13 protein-coding genes are annotated in these 15,640 nt (G+C 46.4%); 7 read left to right on the forward strand and 6 right to left on the reverse strand.

The window, feature by feature from the left end; translation table 11 throughout:
* Window positions 1-171: 171 nt before the first annotated feature.
* The gene (locus OCU35_RS11850) at window positions 172-1,548 is read left to right on the forward strand and encodes a PhoH family protein (protein ID WP_017031373.1); all 1,377 of its coding nucleotides are present in this window, start codon (window positions 172-174) and stop codon (window positions 1,546-1,548) included.
* A 76-nt stretch (window positions 1,549-1,624) separates the two neighbouring features.
* Here OCU35_RS11850 and OCU35_RS11855 read toward each other — a convergent pair whose 3' ends face one another.
* Both OCU35_RS11855 and mpl read right to left on the reverse strand, forming a co-directional pair.
* Window positions 1,625-2,254 carry a flavin prenyltransferase UbiX gene (locus OCU35_RS11855; RefSeq protein ID WP_017029059.1) on the reverse strand — a complete coding sequence of 210 codons (630 nt, stop codon included), beginning with the start codon at window positions 2,252-2,254 and terminating at the stop codon, window positions 1,625-1,627.
* A complete protein-coding gene (gene mpl, locus OCU35_RS11860) occupies window positions 2,254-3,609 on the reverse strand; it encodes a UDP-N-acetylmuramate:L-alanyl-gamma-D-glutamyl-meso-diaminopimelate ligase (RefSeq protein ID WP_261825408.1) in 1,356 nt (451 codons plus the stop codon). The genes OCU35_RS11855 and mpl overlap by 1 nt, the downstream gene beginning before the upstream one ends.
* Window positions 3,610-3,827: 218 nt before the next feature.
* Here mpl and fbp point away from each other — a divergent pair, with 218 nt between their 5' ends.
* Complete coding sequence (gene fbp / locus OCU35_RS11865; RefSeq protein WP_017242779.1) at window positions 3,828-4,844, forward strand: class 1 fructose-bisphosphatase; 1,017 nt, start codon at window positions 3,828-3,830, stop codon at window positions 4,842-4,844.
* Here the strand turns inward: fbp and OCU35_RS11870 are convergent.
* Genes OCU35_RS11870 through tamA form a run of 4 tightly spaced genes read right to left on the reverse strand, consistent with a single transcriptional unit; the run spans window position 4,841 to window position 11,324 of the window.
* Window positions 4,841-5,362, reverse strand: a complete 522-nt coding sequence (locus OCU35_RS11870) for a lipocalin family protein (RefSeq protein WP_017031376.1) — start codon at window positions 5,360-5,362, stop codon at window positions 4,841-4,843. The two genes, fbp and OCU35_RS11870, sit on opposite strands and share 4 nt — an antisense overlap.
* Before the next feature lie 38 nt (window positions 5,363-5,400).
* Window positions 5,401-5,745 carry a gamma-glutamylcyclotransferase family protein gene (locus OCU35_RS11875; protein WP_017029063.1) on the reverse strand — a complete coding sequence of 115 codons (345 nt, stop codon included), beginning with the start codon at window positions 5,743-5,745 and terminating at the stop codon, window positions 5,401-5,403.
* A 15-nt stretch (window positions 5,746-5,760) separates the two neighbouring features.
* Entirely contained in the window at window positions 5,761-9,600 is a 3,840-nt protein-coding gene (gene tamB / locus OCU35_RS11880) for an autotransporter assembly complex protein TamB (RefSeq protein ID WP_261825409.1), read from the reverse strand.
* On the reverse strand, window positions 9,600-11,324 hold the full coding sequence (gene tamA, locus OCU35_RS11885; RefSeq protein WP_102549604.1) for an autotransporter assembly complex protein TamA: 1,725 nt from the start codon (window positions 11,322-11,324) through the stop codon (window positions 9,600-9,602). The genes tamB and tamA overlap by 1 nt, the downstream gene beginning before the upstream one ends.
* Window positions 11,325-11,464: 140 nt before the next feature.
* On the opposite strand from tamA, the gene msrA reads away from it, so the two are divergent.
* The 5 genes from msrA (at window position 11,465) to OCU35_RS11910 (ending at window position 15,633) form a co-directional block, all read left to right on the forward strand.
* On the forward strand, window positions 11,465-12,100 hold the full coding sequence (gene msrA, locus OCU35_RS11890; RefSeq protein WP_261825410.1) for a peptide-methionine (S)-S-oxide reductase MsrA: 636 nt from the start codon (window positions 11,465-11,467) through the stop codon (window positions 12,098-12,100).
* Window positions 12,101-12,174: 74 nt separating this feature from the next.
* Window positions 12,175-12,726 carry a YtfJ family protein gene (locus OCU35_RS11895; protein WP_065209424.1) on the forward strand — a complete coding sequence of 184 codons (552 nt, stop codon included), beginning with the start codon at window positions 12,175-12,177 and terminating at the stop codon, window positions 12,724-12,726.
* 146 nt (window positions 12,727-12,872) lie between these two features.
* Window positions 12,873-13,586 (forward strand): zinc uptake protein ZrgA, encoded by a 714-nt coding sequence (zrgA, locus tag OCU35_RS11900; protein WP_261825411.1) that lies wholly within the window; start codon window positions 12,873-12,875, stop codon window positions 13,584-13,586.
* A gap of 71 nt (window positions 13,587-13,657) precedes the next feature.
* On the forward strand, window positions 13,658-14,374 hold the full coding sequence (locus OCU35_RS11905) for an ABC transporter ATP-binding protein (RefSeq protein ID WP_102489774.1): 717 nt from the start codon (window positions 13,658-13,660) through the stop codon (window positions 14,372-14,374).
* A complete protein-coding gene (locus OCU35_RS11910) occupies window positions 14,374-15,633 on the forward strand; it encodes an ABC transporter permease (RefSeq protein WP_102555731.1) in 1,260 nt (419 codons plus the stop codon). Before OCU35_RS11905 ends, OCU35_RS11910 begins: the two co-directional genes overlap by 1 nt.
* The last annotated feature ends 7 nt before the right edge of the window (window positions 15,634-15,640 follow it).

Below are 15,640 nucleotides of genomic sequence, written 5' to 3' on the forward strand. Positions count from 1 at the left end.
CTTAATTTCGCTGGATATAAATTATGCAATCAAACTGTCAAACAAATGAAACCAAACTACACTCAAAATAGAAGAGGTTTTAACTGTCTAACTGAGCTCTCTTCATCAGTCTACAAACTGGGTTTTGAGATCGCTTGGATACACAACGTCAGATAAGCAAAGGAGACGCTTATGGGTGATAGCGAACGCAAGATTTTCGTACTCGACACCAACATCCTACTTCACGAACCACACGCCATTTATTCCTTTCAAGAACACGACGTCGTCATTCCCATGACGGTTTTAGAAGAACTAGACCGAATCAAAGACAGCAAACGAGATGTTGCTCGTGATGCGCGTGTTGCGATTCGTACCTTAGAGGATCTGTTCCGCGAAGCAACGCCAGACCAAATATCCGAAGGTATCCGTTTTAATAATGAATCAAAATCTACAGGCACACTTTCCATACTGGCTGATTTTGAACTGCAAGAAACGGTAAAGGCCTTTGCGGATAAGGCTGGGGATAATCGAATACTCAATGCCGTTATCTACCTACAAAACAAACGCTCACCACGTGATGTCGTGCTCGTCACCAAAGACATCAATATGCGGCTACGCGCCAAGGGAGCCGGTGTCCGCCACGTAGAGGACTACCGCACCGACCAACTCATTGACGATGTGCAGTACTTAACTAAGGGATTTGTAGAATACGAAGGAACATTTTGGGACAAGATAAACGACGTTAACTCCATTGCTCTAGCCGGAAAAACCCACCACTTAATCAACCAATCCAGTATCGAACAACCCTACATCAACCAGTACATTCTAGATTCTGACAGTAACTTTGCTGCACGTGTCACTGAGATGGATTCAGAGTCAGTCACTCTAAAAGACCTAAGCCGAGACAAGATGATGAGTCGTCGTGCCTGGGATATTAAACCAAAAAATATCTATCAAGGAATGGCGCTCGATGCCCTTATGGACCCTGATATCGACTTGGTGATATTAACCGGTGCAGCAGGCAGTGGTAAAACCCTGCTCGCCATGGCAGCTGCTCTAGAGCAATCCGTTGAACATAATATGTTTGATAAGATCATCGTGACTCGTAATACGCCAGAGATTGGCGAGTCTATCGGTTTTTTACCCGGCAACGAGGAAGAAAAAATGTTGCCTTGGCTTGCTGCGGTCACCGATACCCTAGAAGCGCTACACAAGAATGACCACTGCACGGAGGGGTCACTGCGTTACATCTGTGAGAAGGCTAACATTCAGTTTAAATCCATCAACTTTATGCGCGGACGCTCCATCCAAAACGCTTTTGTTTTACTCGATGAGTGCCAAAACCTTACCGCTTCGCAGATCAAGACCATTATTACTCGCTGTGGTGAAGGTACCAAGATTGTCTGCTCTGGCAACCTTGCACAGATAGACTCCCCTTATTTAACCCCTGTAACTTCAGGCCTTACTTATATGGTGGAGCGCTTCAAAAATTTTGAAGGCTCAGCAAACATTCACCTCAACGGTGTAGTGCGCAGTCGATTAGCCGAATTTGCCGAGGAGAACCTGTAGTTCAAACTCAACCTACATTGATAAAGGTTAGAAATGACAACGCCAGCAATATGCTGGCGTTGCTGTTTTGAAGTAATTACTGGCGTCTATCGTAGCCCCAAGGCTGCACCAAGTCTTGATTGACACCGATATGGTCGAGCACTCGCGCCACCATAAAATTAACCAGGTCTTCAATGGACTGCGGCTGATGATAGAACCCTGGAGCGGCAGGCATAATAGTCGCCCCCATCTTCGACAGCTTAAGCATATTCTCTAGGTGTAGGGTGGAAAATGGCGTCTCACGCACCACTAGAATTAACTGACCACGCTCTTTAAGCACCACGTCTGCAGCGCGCTCAATAAGATTGTCAGAGATACCATGAGCTATGGAGGCAAGGCTTCCTGCAGAACAAGGGCACACAATCATCTGCTTAGGCGCGGCTGAGCCTGATGCCACTGGAGAGAACCAGTCTTCTTTACCACACACCACCAGCTTAGAGTCATCACACCCCAAATGCGCCACCAATGCCGCTTTGATGGCATCAGGACCACTAGGAAGCTTAAGGTTATGTTCAGTGGCTAACACCACGCGGGCCGCAGAAGAGACAAGAAAGAAGACCTTATAATCCGCTTCTAGCAGTTTCTTGAGCAATGCTAAGCCGTAAGGAGCCCCAGAGGCTCCCGTCATGGCCAGTGTGATGCTTTTTTGTTGTTGGCTACGCTGCATTAATGTTCCGCTACCTGTAGTGCTTGTAGAAGCTTAGTATGGATTCCCTCAAAGCCGCCATTACTCATCACCAATATATGATCGCCTGGCTTAGTCTCTTCCACTAAAGATTTGACAATATCATCCACTGAGTTGGACGCTTGTGCTGGCTGAGAGCACTGCCGTGCAATATCCTCCACTGACCATTCGATGCTGTCAGGCTGATAAAGGAATACCTTGTCAGCCAAGCCTAGGGAAGCCGCAAGAGTATCTTTGTGAACGCCCATCTTCATGGTGCTCGACCTTGGCTCTAGTACCGCAAAGATTCGTTGCTCTCCGACTTTATTACGCAAACCATCTAAAGTGAGTTCAACCGCTGTTGGGTGATGGGCAAAATCATCGTAAACGGTGATACCATTGACTTCCCCTTTCAGCTCTAAGCGGCGCTTGGTATTAATAAATCGCCCCAAAGACTCGCAAGCCAAGTCAGGAACAACGCCCACGTGTCTCGCCGCCGCTATTGCCATCAAGGCATTATTTACATTGTGGTCGCCTACTAGGTTCCAATTCACCTCACCCACTTTCTGTTGCTTCAAATACACCTCAAAGTGACTGCCGTCTGCTTTTCGTTTTTTCACTTGCCACTCTTTGCCGGAGAATTCGGTTTCACTCCAGCATCCGCGCGTCAATACATCACTCAAGGCTTCATCGTCAGCAGGAGATAAAATTCGTCCGTTACTCGGAACGGTTCTGACTAGATGATGAAACTGGCGCTTGATGGCTTCTAGGTCATCAAAGATATCTGCGTGGTCAAACTCGAGGTTATTCATCACTAGAGTTCTAGGGTGGTAATGAACAAACTTAGAACGCTTGTCAAAGAAGGCGCTGTCGTATTCATCCGCCTCTACCACAAAAAACATGCTGCCGCCTAAGCGAGCCGATTGGTCGAAGTTACCCAGCACACCGCCTACAAGAAATCCTGGCTCATAGCCACAATCTTCCAGTATCCAAGCCAGCATGCTTGAAGTAGTCGTTTTACCATGAGTGCCCGCCACAGCCAGCACCCAACGATCGTGTAAAAGGAACTCTTGTAACCACTGCGGGCCTGAGGTGTATTTAAGATTGTTGTCCAACACATATTCAACGCAAGGATTACCGCGACTCATTGCATTACCAATCACCACGAGATCTGGACGAGGCTCCAGTTGATCAGGGTCGTAGCCTTGGATGATTTCAACCCCTTCCGACTCAAGCAATGTGCTCATTGGAGGATAAACATTCGCATCACTACCCGTCACTTTGTGACCAAGTTGCTTTGCTAGTACCGCAGCGCCACCCATAAAGGTGCCGCAAATTCCGAGTATATGAATATGCATAAAGTTTCCATTTGCTTTGAGAGGTGGCTCTATCCCAAGGTGAGTCAATAAGCCTTATAATTGATTCTAACCAGATTCTGGACACTAACCCATAGCATTGCGAGTGATGAAAGTCAGAAAACTGTGAAATAGATCAGTTACTTCGCGTGTCGTAATATGTTTTGTCCTGTATATTTGGCTAAAAAAAGAACTTGTCATACAAATAAACGGAACCCCCCATGTCCAATTTAAGAACGTTAGGTGAATTTATCATAGAGAAGCAGCATGATTTCCCCCATGCTAGCGGTGAACTCTCTTCTCTTTTGTCGTCTATTAATCTGGCGGCAAAAATCGTACACCGTGAAATCAACAAGGCTGGCCTTGTCGATATTACGGGTGCAGCCGGTGAAGAAAATATCCAAGGTGAAGCACAACAAAAACTTGATGTGTTAGCAAACGATACCTTCAAAGCCGCACTAGAAAATCGTGACCAAGTTTGTGGTATTGCGAGTGAAGAAGAAGACGTAGTAGTTTGCTTCGACAAAGAAGTAAACAAACAAGCGAAATACGTTGTATTGATGGACCCACTAGATGGCTCTAGCAACATCGACGTAAACGTATCTGTTGGTACTATCTTCTCTATTTACCGTCGCTTGTCGCCAATTGGCGGCCTAGCAGAAGAGCGTGACTTCTTGCAGCCAGGTACAGAGCAAGTGGCTTCTGGTTACGTGATCTACGGTTCTTCAACCATGCTAGTTTATACTACGGGTAAAGGCGTTCACGGCTTCACTTACGATCCGTCTATCGGTTCTTTCTGCCTGTCTCACGAAGACATGCGTATTCCTAAGCAGGGCTTTATCTACTCTATCAACGAGGGTAACTACATTAACTTCCCTGCTGGTGTGAAGAAGTACATCAAATACTGCCAGGAAGAAGATGAAGTAGGTAAGCGTCCTTACACTTCTCGCTACATTGGTTCTTTGGTATCAGATTTCCACCGTAACCTGCTACTTGGCGGTATCTTCCTTTACCCTAGCACCCGTGCTTACCCAACGGGCAAGCTACGCCTTCTTTATGAGTGCAACCCAATTGCTTTCCTAGCGGAACAAGCGGGCGGTGAAGCGACAGATGGCGAAGGCCGTATCATGGAGATCAAACCAGAAGAACTGCACCAACGTGTTCCATTCTTTGCTGGTTCAACCGAGATGATTGAAACCTTACACGGTTTCCTGCGCGATAACCCAGAACAGTACTAATCCACAGTCTGTTCGACCCAGATTAGTTCGCTAGTATCAAAGCCAAGCTCTTTTGCTTGGCTTTTAAATTTCTGCTTTATGTCATCACTGATTTGCGGTGTTCTCGAGAGTAGCCAAAGGTAGGAATGATTAGGCCCTGAGACAAAGGCATAATCATAGTTCTGCTTTTCTAGTTCAAACACGATGTAGGAGCCGTAAAAAGGCCCAAAGAAGGAAACCTTCAAGTATCCTAAGTCTTCAGACTCAACAAAATAGGCCTTACCCTCAGCACTGTTCCACTCTTTATCTTCCGTGGAATAACCACTGTTAAGCACCTTAACGCCGCCATCTTCGCGCATCGTATATTCTGCTGATACTTGATTCATGCCCCGCTCAAAGGAGTGGTCAAGACGCGCAATCTCATACCACTTACCAAGATACCTTTCTAACTCAAAGTTGTTTACCGGAGTGATCTGATCCGGTTTACCCACACAGCCCCATAGCATCACGCAACTCAACGCCGTTAACATCCATTTCATACATACATCCTTGTTTAATATGACCAAAGCCTATTAGCCTAGTTACGTAAATTCCAGTCTCCTGACTCTATCGCTTTGCCTGATTCAGTTCCTTGGTAAAGGTAGATCCATGCTTCACCGAAGGGAGTGTCGATGGTTTCTCTTCTGTATTCAATAGGCACATCTTCAAAAATATCTAGCTTCACTAGTACTTCATCGCTGATCCTATAGACCTCTCCTGTAATCACCTCGTGTCCCTCAACAATGCCAGGAAGCGTGCTGAAGTCGTAAAGAGCGTACTGTGGTGGAGTCTCAAACAAGCCTAGAAACTCACTTCCTTGCAGAAGGTAATGATTCGCTTCATCTTGTCTCAAGGTTCCATAAACAAAAACTAAATGCTGCATACCTTCACCCTATGTTTAATCGAATTCAAACTGATACAACAAATCTACGGCGCTGTCTGTGCCTGACATCACTTCTAAATACAGGTCTTTCATCAATCGATAGCGGAATGTGAACTCACCAACGGGTTCAAAAATACCCACACCGTATTTGACCTGTAAGCCAGGGAGAATGTAGCCACTTACCGTAACCTGAGAATCATCTCCGGTACCCGCTGTATCTAGTTGCAGATCGCTTACGCCAAAGGCTTCGCCGATCTCACCGACGACACGTCCACTTCGAGCCAAACTCAAACCGATAAGCGCTGTCGTCATGGAGTTACCGCCAGAGTCGCTGTCTATATCCTGCCCTCGCAAAATATACGATAAGGCATTCGCTTGAGGCATCGAGGGCACTGAGAACACATCGATGCTCGGTTCATCAGCGGGGCCTGTAACTTGGATACCCGCGATAACATCATCTTCAGTATTGTCTGGGTTTCGAATCGCCTTTATCAACAGATATGGCTGGTCTGCTGGCCCATTAAACTGAACCTTACCTTCATCAATAATTAAGTCTTGACCAAAGGAGCGATATTTACCATCGACAATGTTTACCTCTCCAAGAATGAACGGAGCCTCATTCTTTTGAGATACATTAATCTCACCAACAAGGCCGCCTTTCAAGCCGAAGGCGCTCAACAAGAAGTCGTTGCCAATAATGACCTTAATGTCCGTCTTAATCGCAAATGGGAAATCAGAGCTTTTCTCTAATGGTTTTAGGTCTTTATCTAAAATCACCTCATCCGAAGACACTGAAATCGCTGACGGTGGAAGCTCTTCAACGGTGATTCTTCCCCAAGGTAATCTCACCTCTCCTTTGACGTCGATGAGACCAGGAGAAACAGCGACATCAATATCAGGCTCAATTTTCGCCTTCACCACAGGGGGAACGTCCACCAGCAATTCATTGGCCGATATATTGTAATTAGCTCGCCAATTTTTCATGTCTTGCCAATCATTGTTACCCGAGATCAAGAGTTCGCCTTCTTCGGTCTTGATCTTGGCGTCAAAGTCTCCCTGATAACCGGAGAATTTTGCTATTACTTGACCTGAAGTCACATCAATAGGGCTGACATCACCTGTGGCGACAATATTCTCAACTCTAAAATCGCCAAAGATCTTGGGCTGTTCAACGGGACCTTGTAATTGAATGTCAGAGTTGATATCGGCGCCCACCTTGCTGAATTCACCGAACAGGGGCTCTAGCATACCCAAAGTGATCTGCTGGAGTTGCAAGCGAGCATCTATCTGTTTGTTTTCCTTAGATACCTTATCTAAGTCAACGCGCCCTTTGATATCGCCGTTGTCGGTCAAATCAATTAACCACTCAGCCTTAAGGTCGTCTTTCACAAGACTCGCCTTAAGGTCGGCTTTGTTCCATCCGACCGTCACAGGGCGATCTAGCTGTTGTGTGACACTTCCCTTAGGAAGGTCGACCTTAACCTCTACCTCAGGCAAAGCTGTTGGTGACCATTTTGCACGGGCATTGGCATCAACCTTACCCACTAAGGTGACCTCTTTTGGCAGCAGTGATGCGACTTGGGAGAAATTGAAATTCTGAACACTAGCAAACACCTCGCCAGATTGGCCTGCTTGCACATCCTTATCAAGACACAGCTTAGAGTCGGCCTGTAACCAACAGTGAGTCTCAACAAATGCCACTTGTGTGTCAACGTCATAGGAAAGCTTCGGACTACGATCTAGCGTCCATTCGCCTTGTACTGTGGTCAGGCTGGCATCTTGCAGTTCGCCCTTCCACTTAATACCAGGCTCGGTTTCTAGGCTACCGGATACGCTCACGCCACCCTTGACCATCTCTGAGTCAATGCTAAATGACGCTCTGTGCTGCTGTTGAGTGCCATTAAAACTAAACTCACTGCGCGTTACTTTCTGCTCCAGATGCTGCAAGCCTTGCACAACCAAGTTGAGCTTTCCGCCCGGAGTCGGCAATGGCTCAACATCTCCTTTCAGGGTTATAGACTCAATCGTCAGCTGATCTTGCCAAGCAATCTTGTTCGCCGTGACATCAGCAATGACCTCAGGCTCAGCAAAGGGCCCTCGAAGTTCGATTAATCCAATAGCAGATCCATCTAAATCTGGCACTGTATGCTTTATTGCTGGAATATCGAGTTTGGTATCCAGATTCCAGTTCTGATCAAGGTCCCCTGAAATACGGATATTGTTCTGCCCATGCGCCACAACTAAGCCCGGAGTATTAAATCGATAGTCTCCCTTGCCTGTCGCGTCTTTGGCGTCAAGTACACCATTAATATTGAGCGGGTAATCACGGAATATGCCGTCAATATCAAGTTCGGAAAGCTCAACCTCCCAACCGCCTTTCTCTGGCAATCGACCGGTTGTTGCTAAACTCCCGCTGATATCGCCTTCAGCCTCCGGCCAATAGCTCCCTGGTTGAATATGCTGTAATTGAAGGTTGGCGGCCCAGTTGATAGGGCTAGCCCAATTCGCCATCACACTGCCTTCGATAACACCCTGCAGCGTTTTAACATCGATACTTTCTAGATCTATGTGCTCTAGGCTACCTTCCCCATCCACAGTAAGATCCACATCAGGAATTGTCTTGCCCTGCGCTGCACCCATTAAGTCGAGGGTGTACTTGTCCAAAATACCCTTGGCTTGTAGAGAGGCTATTTGAGCTTTGTAATCGGCCTCGCCTTGCAACGGCCATTGCACTTGCGCTTGCCTTAAATCGATATCAAATGGAATGTCGGGATCTAGAGGCTCTAGCTTGGCATCAATATCCGCAACAATGAGTTTTCTCAACCCTGCACTTAGCGCTAAATCAGCCACACTGCCCTCGGCATTTAATGACAGTGTCTGACCTGCAAGCGTGGTTTGCTTTATCTTTGCATCGGTATTAATAGTGAGTGGGTAGTCTTCTTTGAGTTCAACTTCGCCATCTAGATTTAAATCGACAAGTGGCATAGCCAATTCAAAGGTTTCAACGGTAACGTTATTTCCTTTGGCAGAACCAACCAAATGCGCTCGGTCTATTTCTACCTCTGGCGAGGTCATTTTAAAGTCGGTGACGGTAATATCGTCAATCTTGGCGCTAAGGGGGATCCATACCTCAGGTAAAACAATCTTTGACTTGGGCGAATCAGCGCTGGCCTCTTGTACCACCTCGGGCTCACCTTCACTTGTAGCAAGTGTTAGCCGGCCGCCATCAAGGCGCGTCGGATTCAAGGTAAGGCTATCAAAGCGCATTTGCGCTCCAGTCTCAAATTCTCTCCATGCGATCTTATTACCCAAGATATCCAGATCGATTCTATTCAGATACAGGCGCTCAATCTTTACGCCCAGACCGAAAGGAAGAGAGACACTGGTAATGGGCTCACTTGGTTCCTGCTCTGCCACCTCTTCACTTGGCGCGATATCGGTGAGGGCAAAGGTGGCTCCCTCTATACCTAAGGTTTTAATGCACAACTCAACCTTAGGAATGCAGCGCAGCTGTATGTCTAGCGCAAGCTTTTCTGCCTGCAATGCGACAAACAGGTCAGGGTTGTTATATTCAATGCCATAAAGCTGGAAGTCGTTAAGTAGCGCGCCTTCTGTGTCCTCTACCTTTAATTCAGGGACAAACTTTTCTGCTGTCCAAATAATGCCATTAAGCCCTGGGTTAGTGAAAAGCAGTACCCATAACGTAATGATGACGAACAAAATCAGAGCGAGCATACCCAGCGATAGATGAGCAATCGCACGCAAGAAACGACGCCACAAGGAGCGTTTTTTCTTGGTAACAGGCGGAGTTTCCGCTGTTGCTTGCTGTTCGTTTTGTTGTGATTCTTGCGTCATTACAACTCAGGCCCCAAACCAAAGTGAAGCTGGAACTTATCTGTACCCTCTTCTACATCCAAACCAAAGGCGAAATCAAGCCTAACTGGCCCCACAGGTGACGCCCACCTTATGCCAACACCGGTACCGGTTTTTCCCTCGGGTGTTTCATTCCATGCGTCGCCATAATCCACAAAGGCGGCCATCCACCAGTTTCCATAGACTCGATACTGATACTCTAGACTAGTCGTGGCCATAAACTTAGCACCCGTTAGTTTACCCTCACTATCCTTCGGAGAAACCGACTCGTATTTATAACCACGGAGGTTGTTATCACCACCGGCAAAGAAACGCAAAGATGGTGGTAGGTCGAACACAGATTCAGTAAAGTTGGCACCACCACCGATATAGAAGATACCGCGATGATTGCCACCATAACTGCGAATCCATGTGGTTCTTCCTTGCACTCGTAATACACGAGCTTCAGATAAAACGGCGGGATCGCCATACTCAAAGGAAATCGTCTGCTTATCACCCCAGGTAGGCATAGCCCCACCGCGTGAGCGTGTTTTGGAATAGGAAATCCCTGGCAATAGCATAGTAAAGCGGTCTTCCTGAATACCCTGGGTAAAATCTTCATTAAGAAGACGAATAAACACGGTGCGGTGCCAGCCACTCTCGAGCTGCCAGTGCCTCTCTAAACCTAAGCTCGACTCAAAGCTTTGCGTATCGTTGTTATCTAGGTATTTCATACCGTATTGAATTCGATAGTATTCGTGAAGCACATCTTCCAGTGGGATTTTATAACCAACGACAATTTCCTGTTCAGGCTTGGACAGTGAAAAACTGCTGGTAAAGCTATGACCTTGAGGGTTCAACCATGGACGTTTCCAGTTCAATGAGCCTCTGACTCCCACATCCGTTGAGTAACCAATACCCGTTTCCACTTGGTGGCGAGATTGCGGAGAGAGACGAATCGCCATCGGCAATTCTCTGTTTCCATTACCAACTTGGCTTAGATCTGGCTCTACGTACACAGAAGCGAACCATGAAGTGCTGGACAGATTTTGGTTGAGCTTTCCTATATCACTAGCAAGATAAGGGTCACCTTGCTCGAATGGGATCAGTGAGAAGACTCTGTCTCGCTCTATTTGTGAGCCTGACACGCTAGTAGGGCCGAAGGTGTAGCGAATACCACTTTCGTAATGCAGATGTATAAACGCCTGATTGAGATCTGGGGCAACCTCTAGGCGTGTAACGCTGAAGTCTCCCTCAAAATAGCCTCGCTTGAGCGCCAAGTTGCGCAGGCCGGACTTTAGATCGTCATAATCACCATGACTGAGCTGCGCACCTTTCTTAAGTTTGCTGGCCTTGATTAACGCCTCAAATGCCGGGTCATCTTCTGCTTCACCACTCAGTTGAATATCCAACTCTTCGATAATCACAGGATCGCCCAACTTAACATCGACATTAAGCTCTTGGTCTTCTTCGTTGACAGTAAAGGTGAGTTCAGGATGGTAATAGCCCAAAGCCCTGACCGCTTGAACTATGCTCTCTTCAATACGAGACTGAAAACGAAGGGATGTGGAATACTCTTGTTCAGGAATTGCAGACAGATATGCCTCAACGTTGTCTTCGGCCTTATCAGAAAGTCCATTAACGTTGAGAGTAGCCTCAGCTCGACCTAATTGGCTAAAAACCAAAAAAGCGAAAGCGATAAATATCCGTATTACGCGTTGATTCATTATGTAATTGTTACTGTACTTCCTGTAACGAAACAGAGGTGTGTAGCCAGAAAAATTCCCCAAGGGAGCGACTAAATAGTATAAAGGATTGATCCATGATAAAAAATTTAAAAAATCACTTACTTTCGCTAGGAGGCCACATGTTTGACAAACAAATCCTGATTTCAAAGGAAGATGCACTACCCGGTCGTGATAATCCCATCCTTGAGTCGGGACAACACTTTGTAAACCACACAGATTTGACCATGCCACCAGCAAAAAGTTGCCAGCAAATATTACTCGGTTTGGGATGTTTTTGGGGAGCGGAGCGTCTTTTCTGGAATATCCCTGGGGTTGTCTCTACATCCGTCGGTTATGCCGGTGGTTATACGCCCAATCCAACCTATGAAGAGGTCTGTTCTGGGCAAACGGGTCATACCGAAATCGTGCGTGTCATCTTCGATCCAAGTCAGGTTTCTTTAACGACGATACTGCAAGTATTTTGGGAAAAGCACGACCCCACTCAAGGGATGCGTCAAGGTAATGACAGAGGCACTCAATATCGCTCTGCTATTTACACCTACAGCGATGAGCAAATGAATACAGCAAAAGAGTCGCAAACGGCCTATCAACAGCTATTAGCTCAATCAGGTAAACCTTCTATTACCACAGAGATCGCAACAGCTGGCCCTTACTACCTTGCAGAGGAATACCACCAGCAATATTTAGCCAAAAATCCCAATGGTTATTGCGGAATTGGTGGAACGGGAGTTTGTTTCCCACCACAAAACGACTAGTGTTAAGTGTGAAATAATCTATTTAACATATACTTAAAGCCAACTATCGCGTGTAGCACAACAACGGAAGATATATGAAAGCAAAACACTTAATCGCAGTTCTGGGAATGACTCTACCTTTGTCTTCATGGGCACTGAATCTAACCACCGGAGAGAAAGCTCCAATGGTGAGCGTTGCTGGTCATGGGGAAGCGATGGTAAAAAATGATGATATAACATATCATCAGTGGGATTCAGCAAGCATGGTGGGTAAGACGCGCGTAATACAAGCTATTGCCGGTCGCTCTGCAGCTAAGGCTTTAAATAAGCCAATGATAGATGCAATCGTCCAAGCCGACTTCCCACAGGATAAATACCAAACCACAACCATAGTCAATCAAGACGATGCCATTTGGGGTACTAGCTCATTTGTAAAGTCGAGTGCAGAGGACAGCAAAATTGAATTCCCGCACTCCTCAATCGTGTTAGATGAAAATGGCGCAGTGGCTAAAGCCTGGGATCTTGAACCAAAGACCTCGTTGATTGCGGTTCAAGATAACAACGGCAATATCCTTTGGGCTAAAGAGGGTGAGTTAACCGCTGAAGAGATACAACAAGTGATCACTTTAGTTAGGGAAAACCTATAAAACTCAAACTTTTTAGAAGCTTGACTGTCTGAGTTCTGTTAACTGGCTCCAACGCAATTGGTTAGGGTTAGAGATAGCAGAGAAATATGATTGAAAGATTTCGACGCTAGAATGCGTCGTTTCTACTTCTTTAGGTAATTAGAACAATGATAAAAGCTGTTAAGCCACTATTCACCCTAAGCGCTGTAACGCTAGCGGTAGCCTCCGTTTCAGTTCATGCTGAAGAAAACTTCCGTCAACATAGTGCTCACGTTCACGGCAGTGTTGAGTTTAACATTGCTCAAGATGGCCGAGACCTTCTTGTGGAAATTCTTGCTCCAGGTGCAGACGTGGTTGGATTTGAGCACGCACCAAGCAACGATGAGCAGCGCCAAGCTCTGGAAAAAGCACTTACTCAACTCAATGCAGCTGACTCTATCTTAAAAATGAGCTCAGCAGCAGGCTGTGAGCTTTCCACTGCACAAGTCTCACATACTCTCGGTGGTGATGAAGGTCATGACCACTCTGATCATGAAGGTCACGATCATGACGATCATGCTGATCATCATGATGGACATGACCATGACTCACACGACCATGATAAACATGCTGATGAGCACGAGCATCATGACCACGACACGCACGACCATTCTGAACATGATCACGGCGATCATCATGACTCGCATGACCATAGTGGTGGCCACGGTGAATTCAACATTGCGTATCAGTACCAATGTAAAGATGTCAGCAAACTTACCGAGATTGATAGCGACTGGTTCAAGCTATTCAGTGGCACGCAGACGATTCGTGTTAACCTGCTAACCGACTCTGCACAGATTGCTACGGAACTCACCAAAGGCAACACTGTTATCAAGCTTTAATCAAAAAATGGCCGCTACTCAGGTGGTGGCCATCTCCTGTCACTTTTCAACAGATTGATATAGGAAACATAGTGACCGAACACTCTCAAATAGACACCGTTATCGAACTGCAAGATGTTCGCTTTTCATGGCCAGATAACCCAACGCCAACCCTAGATATACCGAAACTCAAGGTAAATAGAGGAGAGCATGTGTTTATCAAGGGTCCAAGTGGTTGCGGTAAATCGACACTGCTTAGCCTTCTGACAGGTATTGCCTCTTGTGAAAGTGGCTCTCTCAAAGTGTTGGACACTGAGTTATCTTCCCTATCTCAAACTCAAAGAGATAGATTCCGTGCCGATAACATTGGTTATATTTTCCAGCAATTTAACCTACTCCCTTATTTATCTGTGATTGATAATGTGGTGCTTCCTTGCCATTTTTCTAAGCAAAGGAAAAATGCTGTAGACGGAGATCTTAAGCAGCAGGGCCGCGAGCTGTTGTTGCGACTTCATCTAGCTGAAGAGCTATTGAATAAGCCTGTAGTTGAGTTGAGTATTGGACAGCAACAACGTGTCGCAGCGGCGCGCGCACTCATTGGCAAGCCACAGCTGATCATTGCCGATGAACCAACCTCTGCGCTCGATTATGCAAACCGAACCGCTTTTATCGAGCTACTTATGGAGCAGGCAGAGCAAGCTAACTCAACACTGGTTTTTGTTAGCCATGACCCAACGCTTGAAAAACTGTTCGATACGGGTATCAACTTGCAAGATATCAACCTAGTTAAAACCGGAGCCTTAAATTAATGAACGCGACCGCGCATTTAGCTTGGAAAAGCCTATCAAACCGAAAGACCACAGCCTTTCTCACCATTTTAACAGTGGCAATCTCCGTCATATTACTCCTTGGCGTAGAACGTATTCGTACCCAAGCTAAAAACAGCTTTGCTAACACTATCTCTGGCACTGACTTGATAGTGGGTGCTCGCTCAGGACAAGTAAACCTACTACTCTACTCCGTCTTTCGTATTGGTAATGCCACCAATAATATCGATTGGAAGAGCTATGAAGAATTCAGCAACAACCCTGCCGTAGACTGGGCTATCCCTATCTCACTTGGCGATTCCCACAAGGGTTTTAGGGTAATGGGCACCACCCAAGCCTATTTTGATCACTACAAATACGGCAAGAAACAACACCTAGAGCTCAGTGCAGGTAAGCCATTCAATGGTCTTTTTGAAGCAACCATTGGAGCAGATGTTGCTAAGACTCTGGGCTACGAAGTAGGTACAGAGATCATCATCGCCCACGGCATAGCCGACGTTGGCTTTGCAAGGCACGACAACCTTCCATTCAAAGTGGTCGGCATATTAGCGCCGACAGGGACGCCTGTAGATAAAACGGTACATGTCTCTTTAGAGGCTATTGAAGCGATTCATGTGGGGTGGGAATCAGGCACGAACATGGGGGGTAACCCCGGAGCTGAAGTGCTAGAGAAGATTGATTTTCAGCCTAAAGAAATTACCGCCTTCATGCTGGGGTTAAAATCTAAGATACAAACCTTTACTCTGCAGCGACAAATTAACACGTACAACAAAGAGCCTCTGAGTGCGATACTCCCTGGCATTGCCTTACATGAACTTTGGGGCATGATGTCTGTTGCAGAGCAAGCCTTACTGGCGGTATCAGGCTTTGTGGTTATCGCAGGTCTACTGGGTATGCTAAGTAGCTTGTTAACCAGCTTACAAGAACGCCGTAGAGAAATGGCTATATTAAGAGCCATGGGGGCGCGACCTCGCCACATCTTTGTCTTGCTAGTCAGTGAGGCAACAGCGCTAACTATGGCCGGTATTGCGACGGGTGTCGTAGGACTTTACGCTTTGTTATTAATACTACAACCCATAGTGCAGCAACTTTATGGTATAAGTATTGAGTTGAATATGCTGACCACCCATGAGTGGACATTGATTGGCCTAGTGCTAGGAGCCGGAGTCGTCATCGGATTTATTCCAGCATTTAGGGCATATCGTCAGTCACTTGCTGATGGCATGACAATTCGAATTTAAGAGAGAA

The sequence above is a fragment of the Vibrio breoganii genome (genome assembly GCF_024346795.1).
Classification (GTDB): domain Bacteria; phylum Pseudomonadota; class Gammaproteobacteria; order Enterobacterales; family Vibrionaceae; genus Vibrio; species Vibrio breoganii.

Coding starts and splice junctions, on each gene's coding strand:
- tamA (WP_102549604.1), bottom strand. CDS start 11,324: ATGAATCAACGCGTAATACGGATATTTATCGCTTTCGCTTTTTTGGTT.
- msrA (WP_261825410.1), top strand. CDS start 11,465: ATGTTTGACAAACAAATCCTGATTTCAAAGGAAGATGCACTACCCGGT.
- OCU35_RS11870 (WP_017031376.1), bottom strand. CDS start 5,362: ATGAAATGGATGTTAACGGCGTTGAGTTGCGTGATGCTATGGGGCTGT.
- OCU35_RS11895 (WP_065209424.1), top strand. CDS start 12,175: ATGAAAGCAAAACACTTAATCGCAGTTCTGGGAATGACTCTACCTTTG.
- tamB (WP_261825409.1), bottom strand. CDS start 9,600: ATGACGCAAGAATCACAACAAAACGAACAGCAAGCAACAGCGGAAACT.
- OCU35_RS11875 (WP_017029063.1), bottom strand. CDS start 5,745: ATGCAGCATTTAGTTTTTGTTTATGGAACCTTGAGACAAGATGAAGCG.
- OCU35_RS11910 (WP_102555731.1), top strand. CDS start 14,374: ATGAACGCGACCGCGCATTTAGCTTGGAAAAGCCTATCAAACCGAAAG.
- mpl (WP_261825408.1), bottom strand. CDS start 3,609: ATGCATATTCATATACTCGGAATTTGCGGCACCTTTATGGGTGGCGCT.
- fbp (WP_017242779.1), top strand. CDS start 3,828: ATGTCCAATTTAAGAACGTTAGGTGAATTTATCATAGAGAAGCAGCAT.
- OCU35_RS11850 (WP_017031373.1), top strand. CDS start 172: ATGGGTGATAGCGAACGCAAGATTTTCGTACTCGACACCAACATCCTA.
- zrgA (WP_261825411.1), top strand. CDS start 12,873: ATGATAAAAGCTGTTAAGCCACTATTCACCCTAAGCGCTGTAACGCTA.
- OCU35_RS11855 (WP_017029059.1), bottom strand. CDS start 2,254: ATGCAGCGTAGCCAACAACAAAAAAGCATCACACTGGCCATGACGGGA.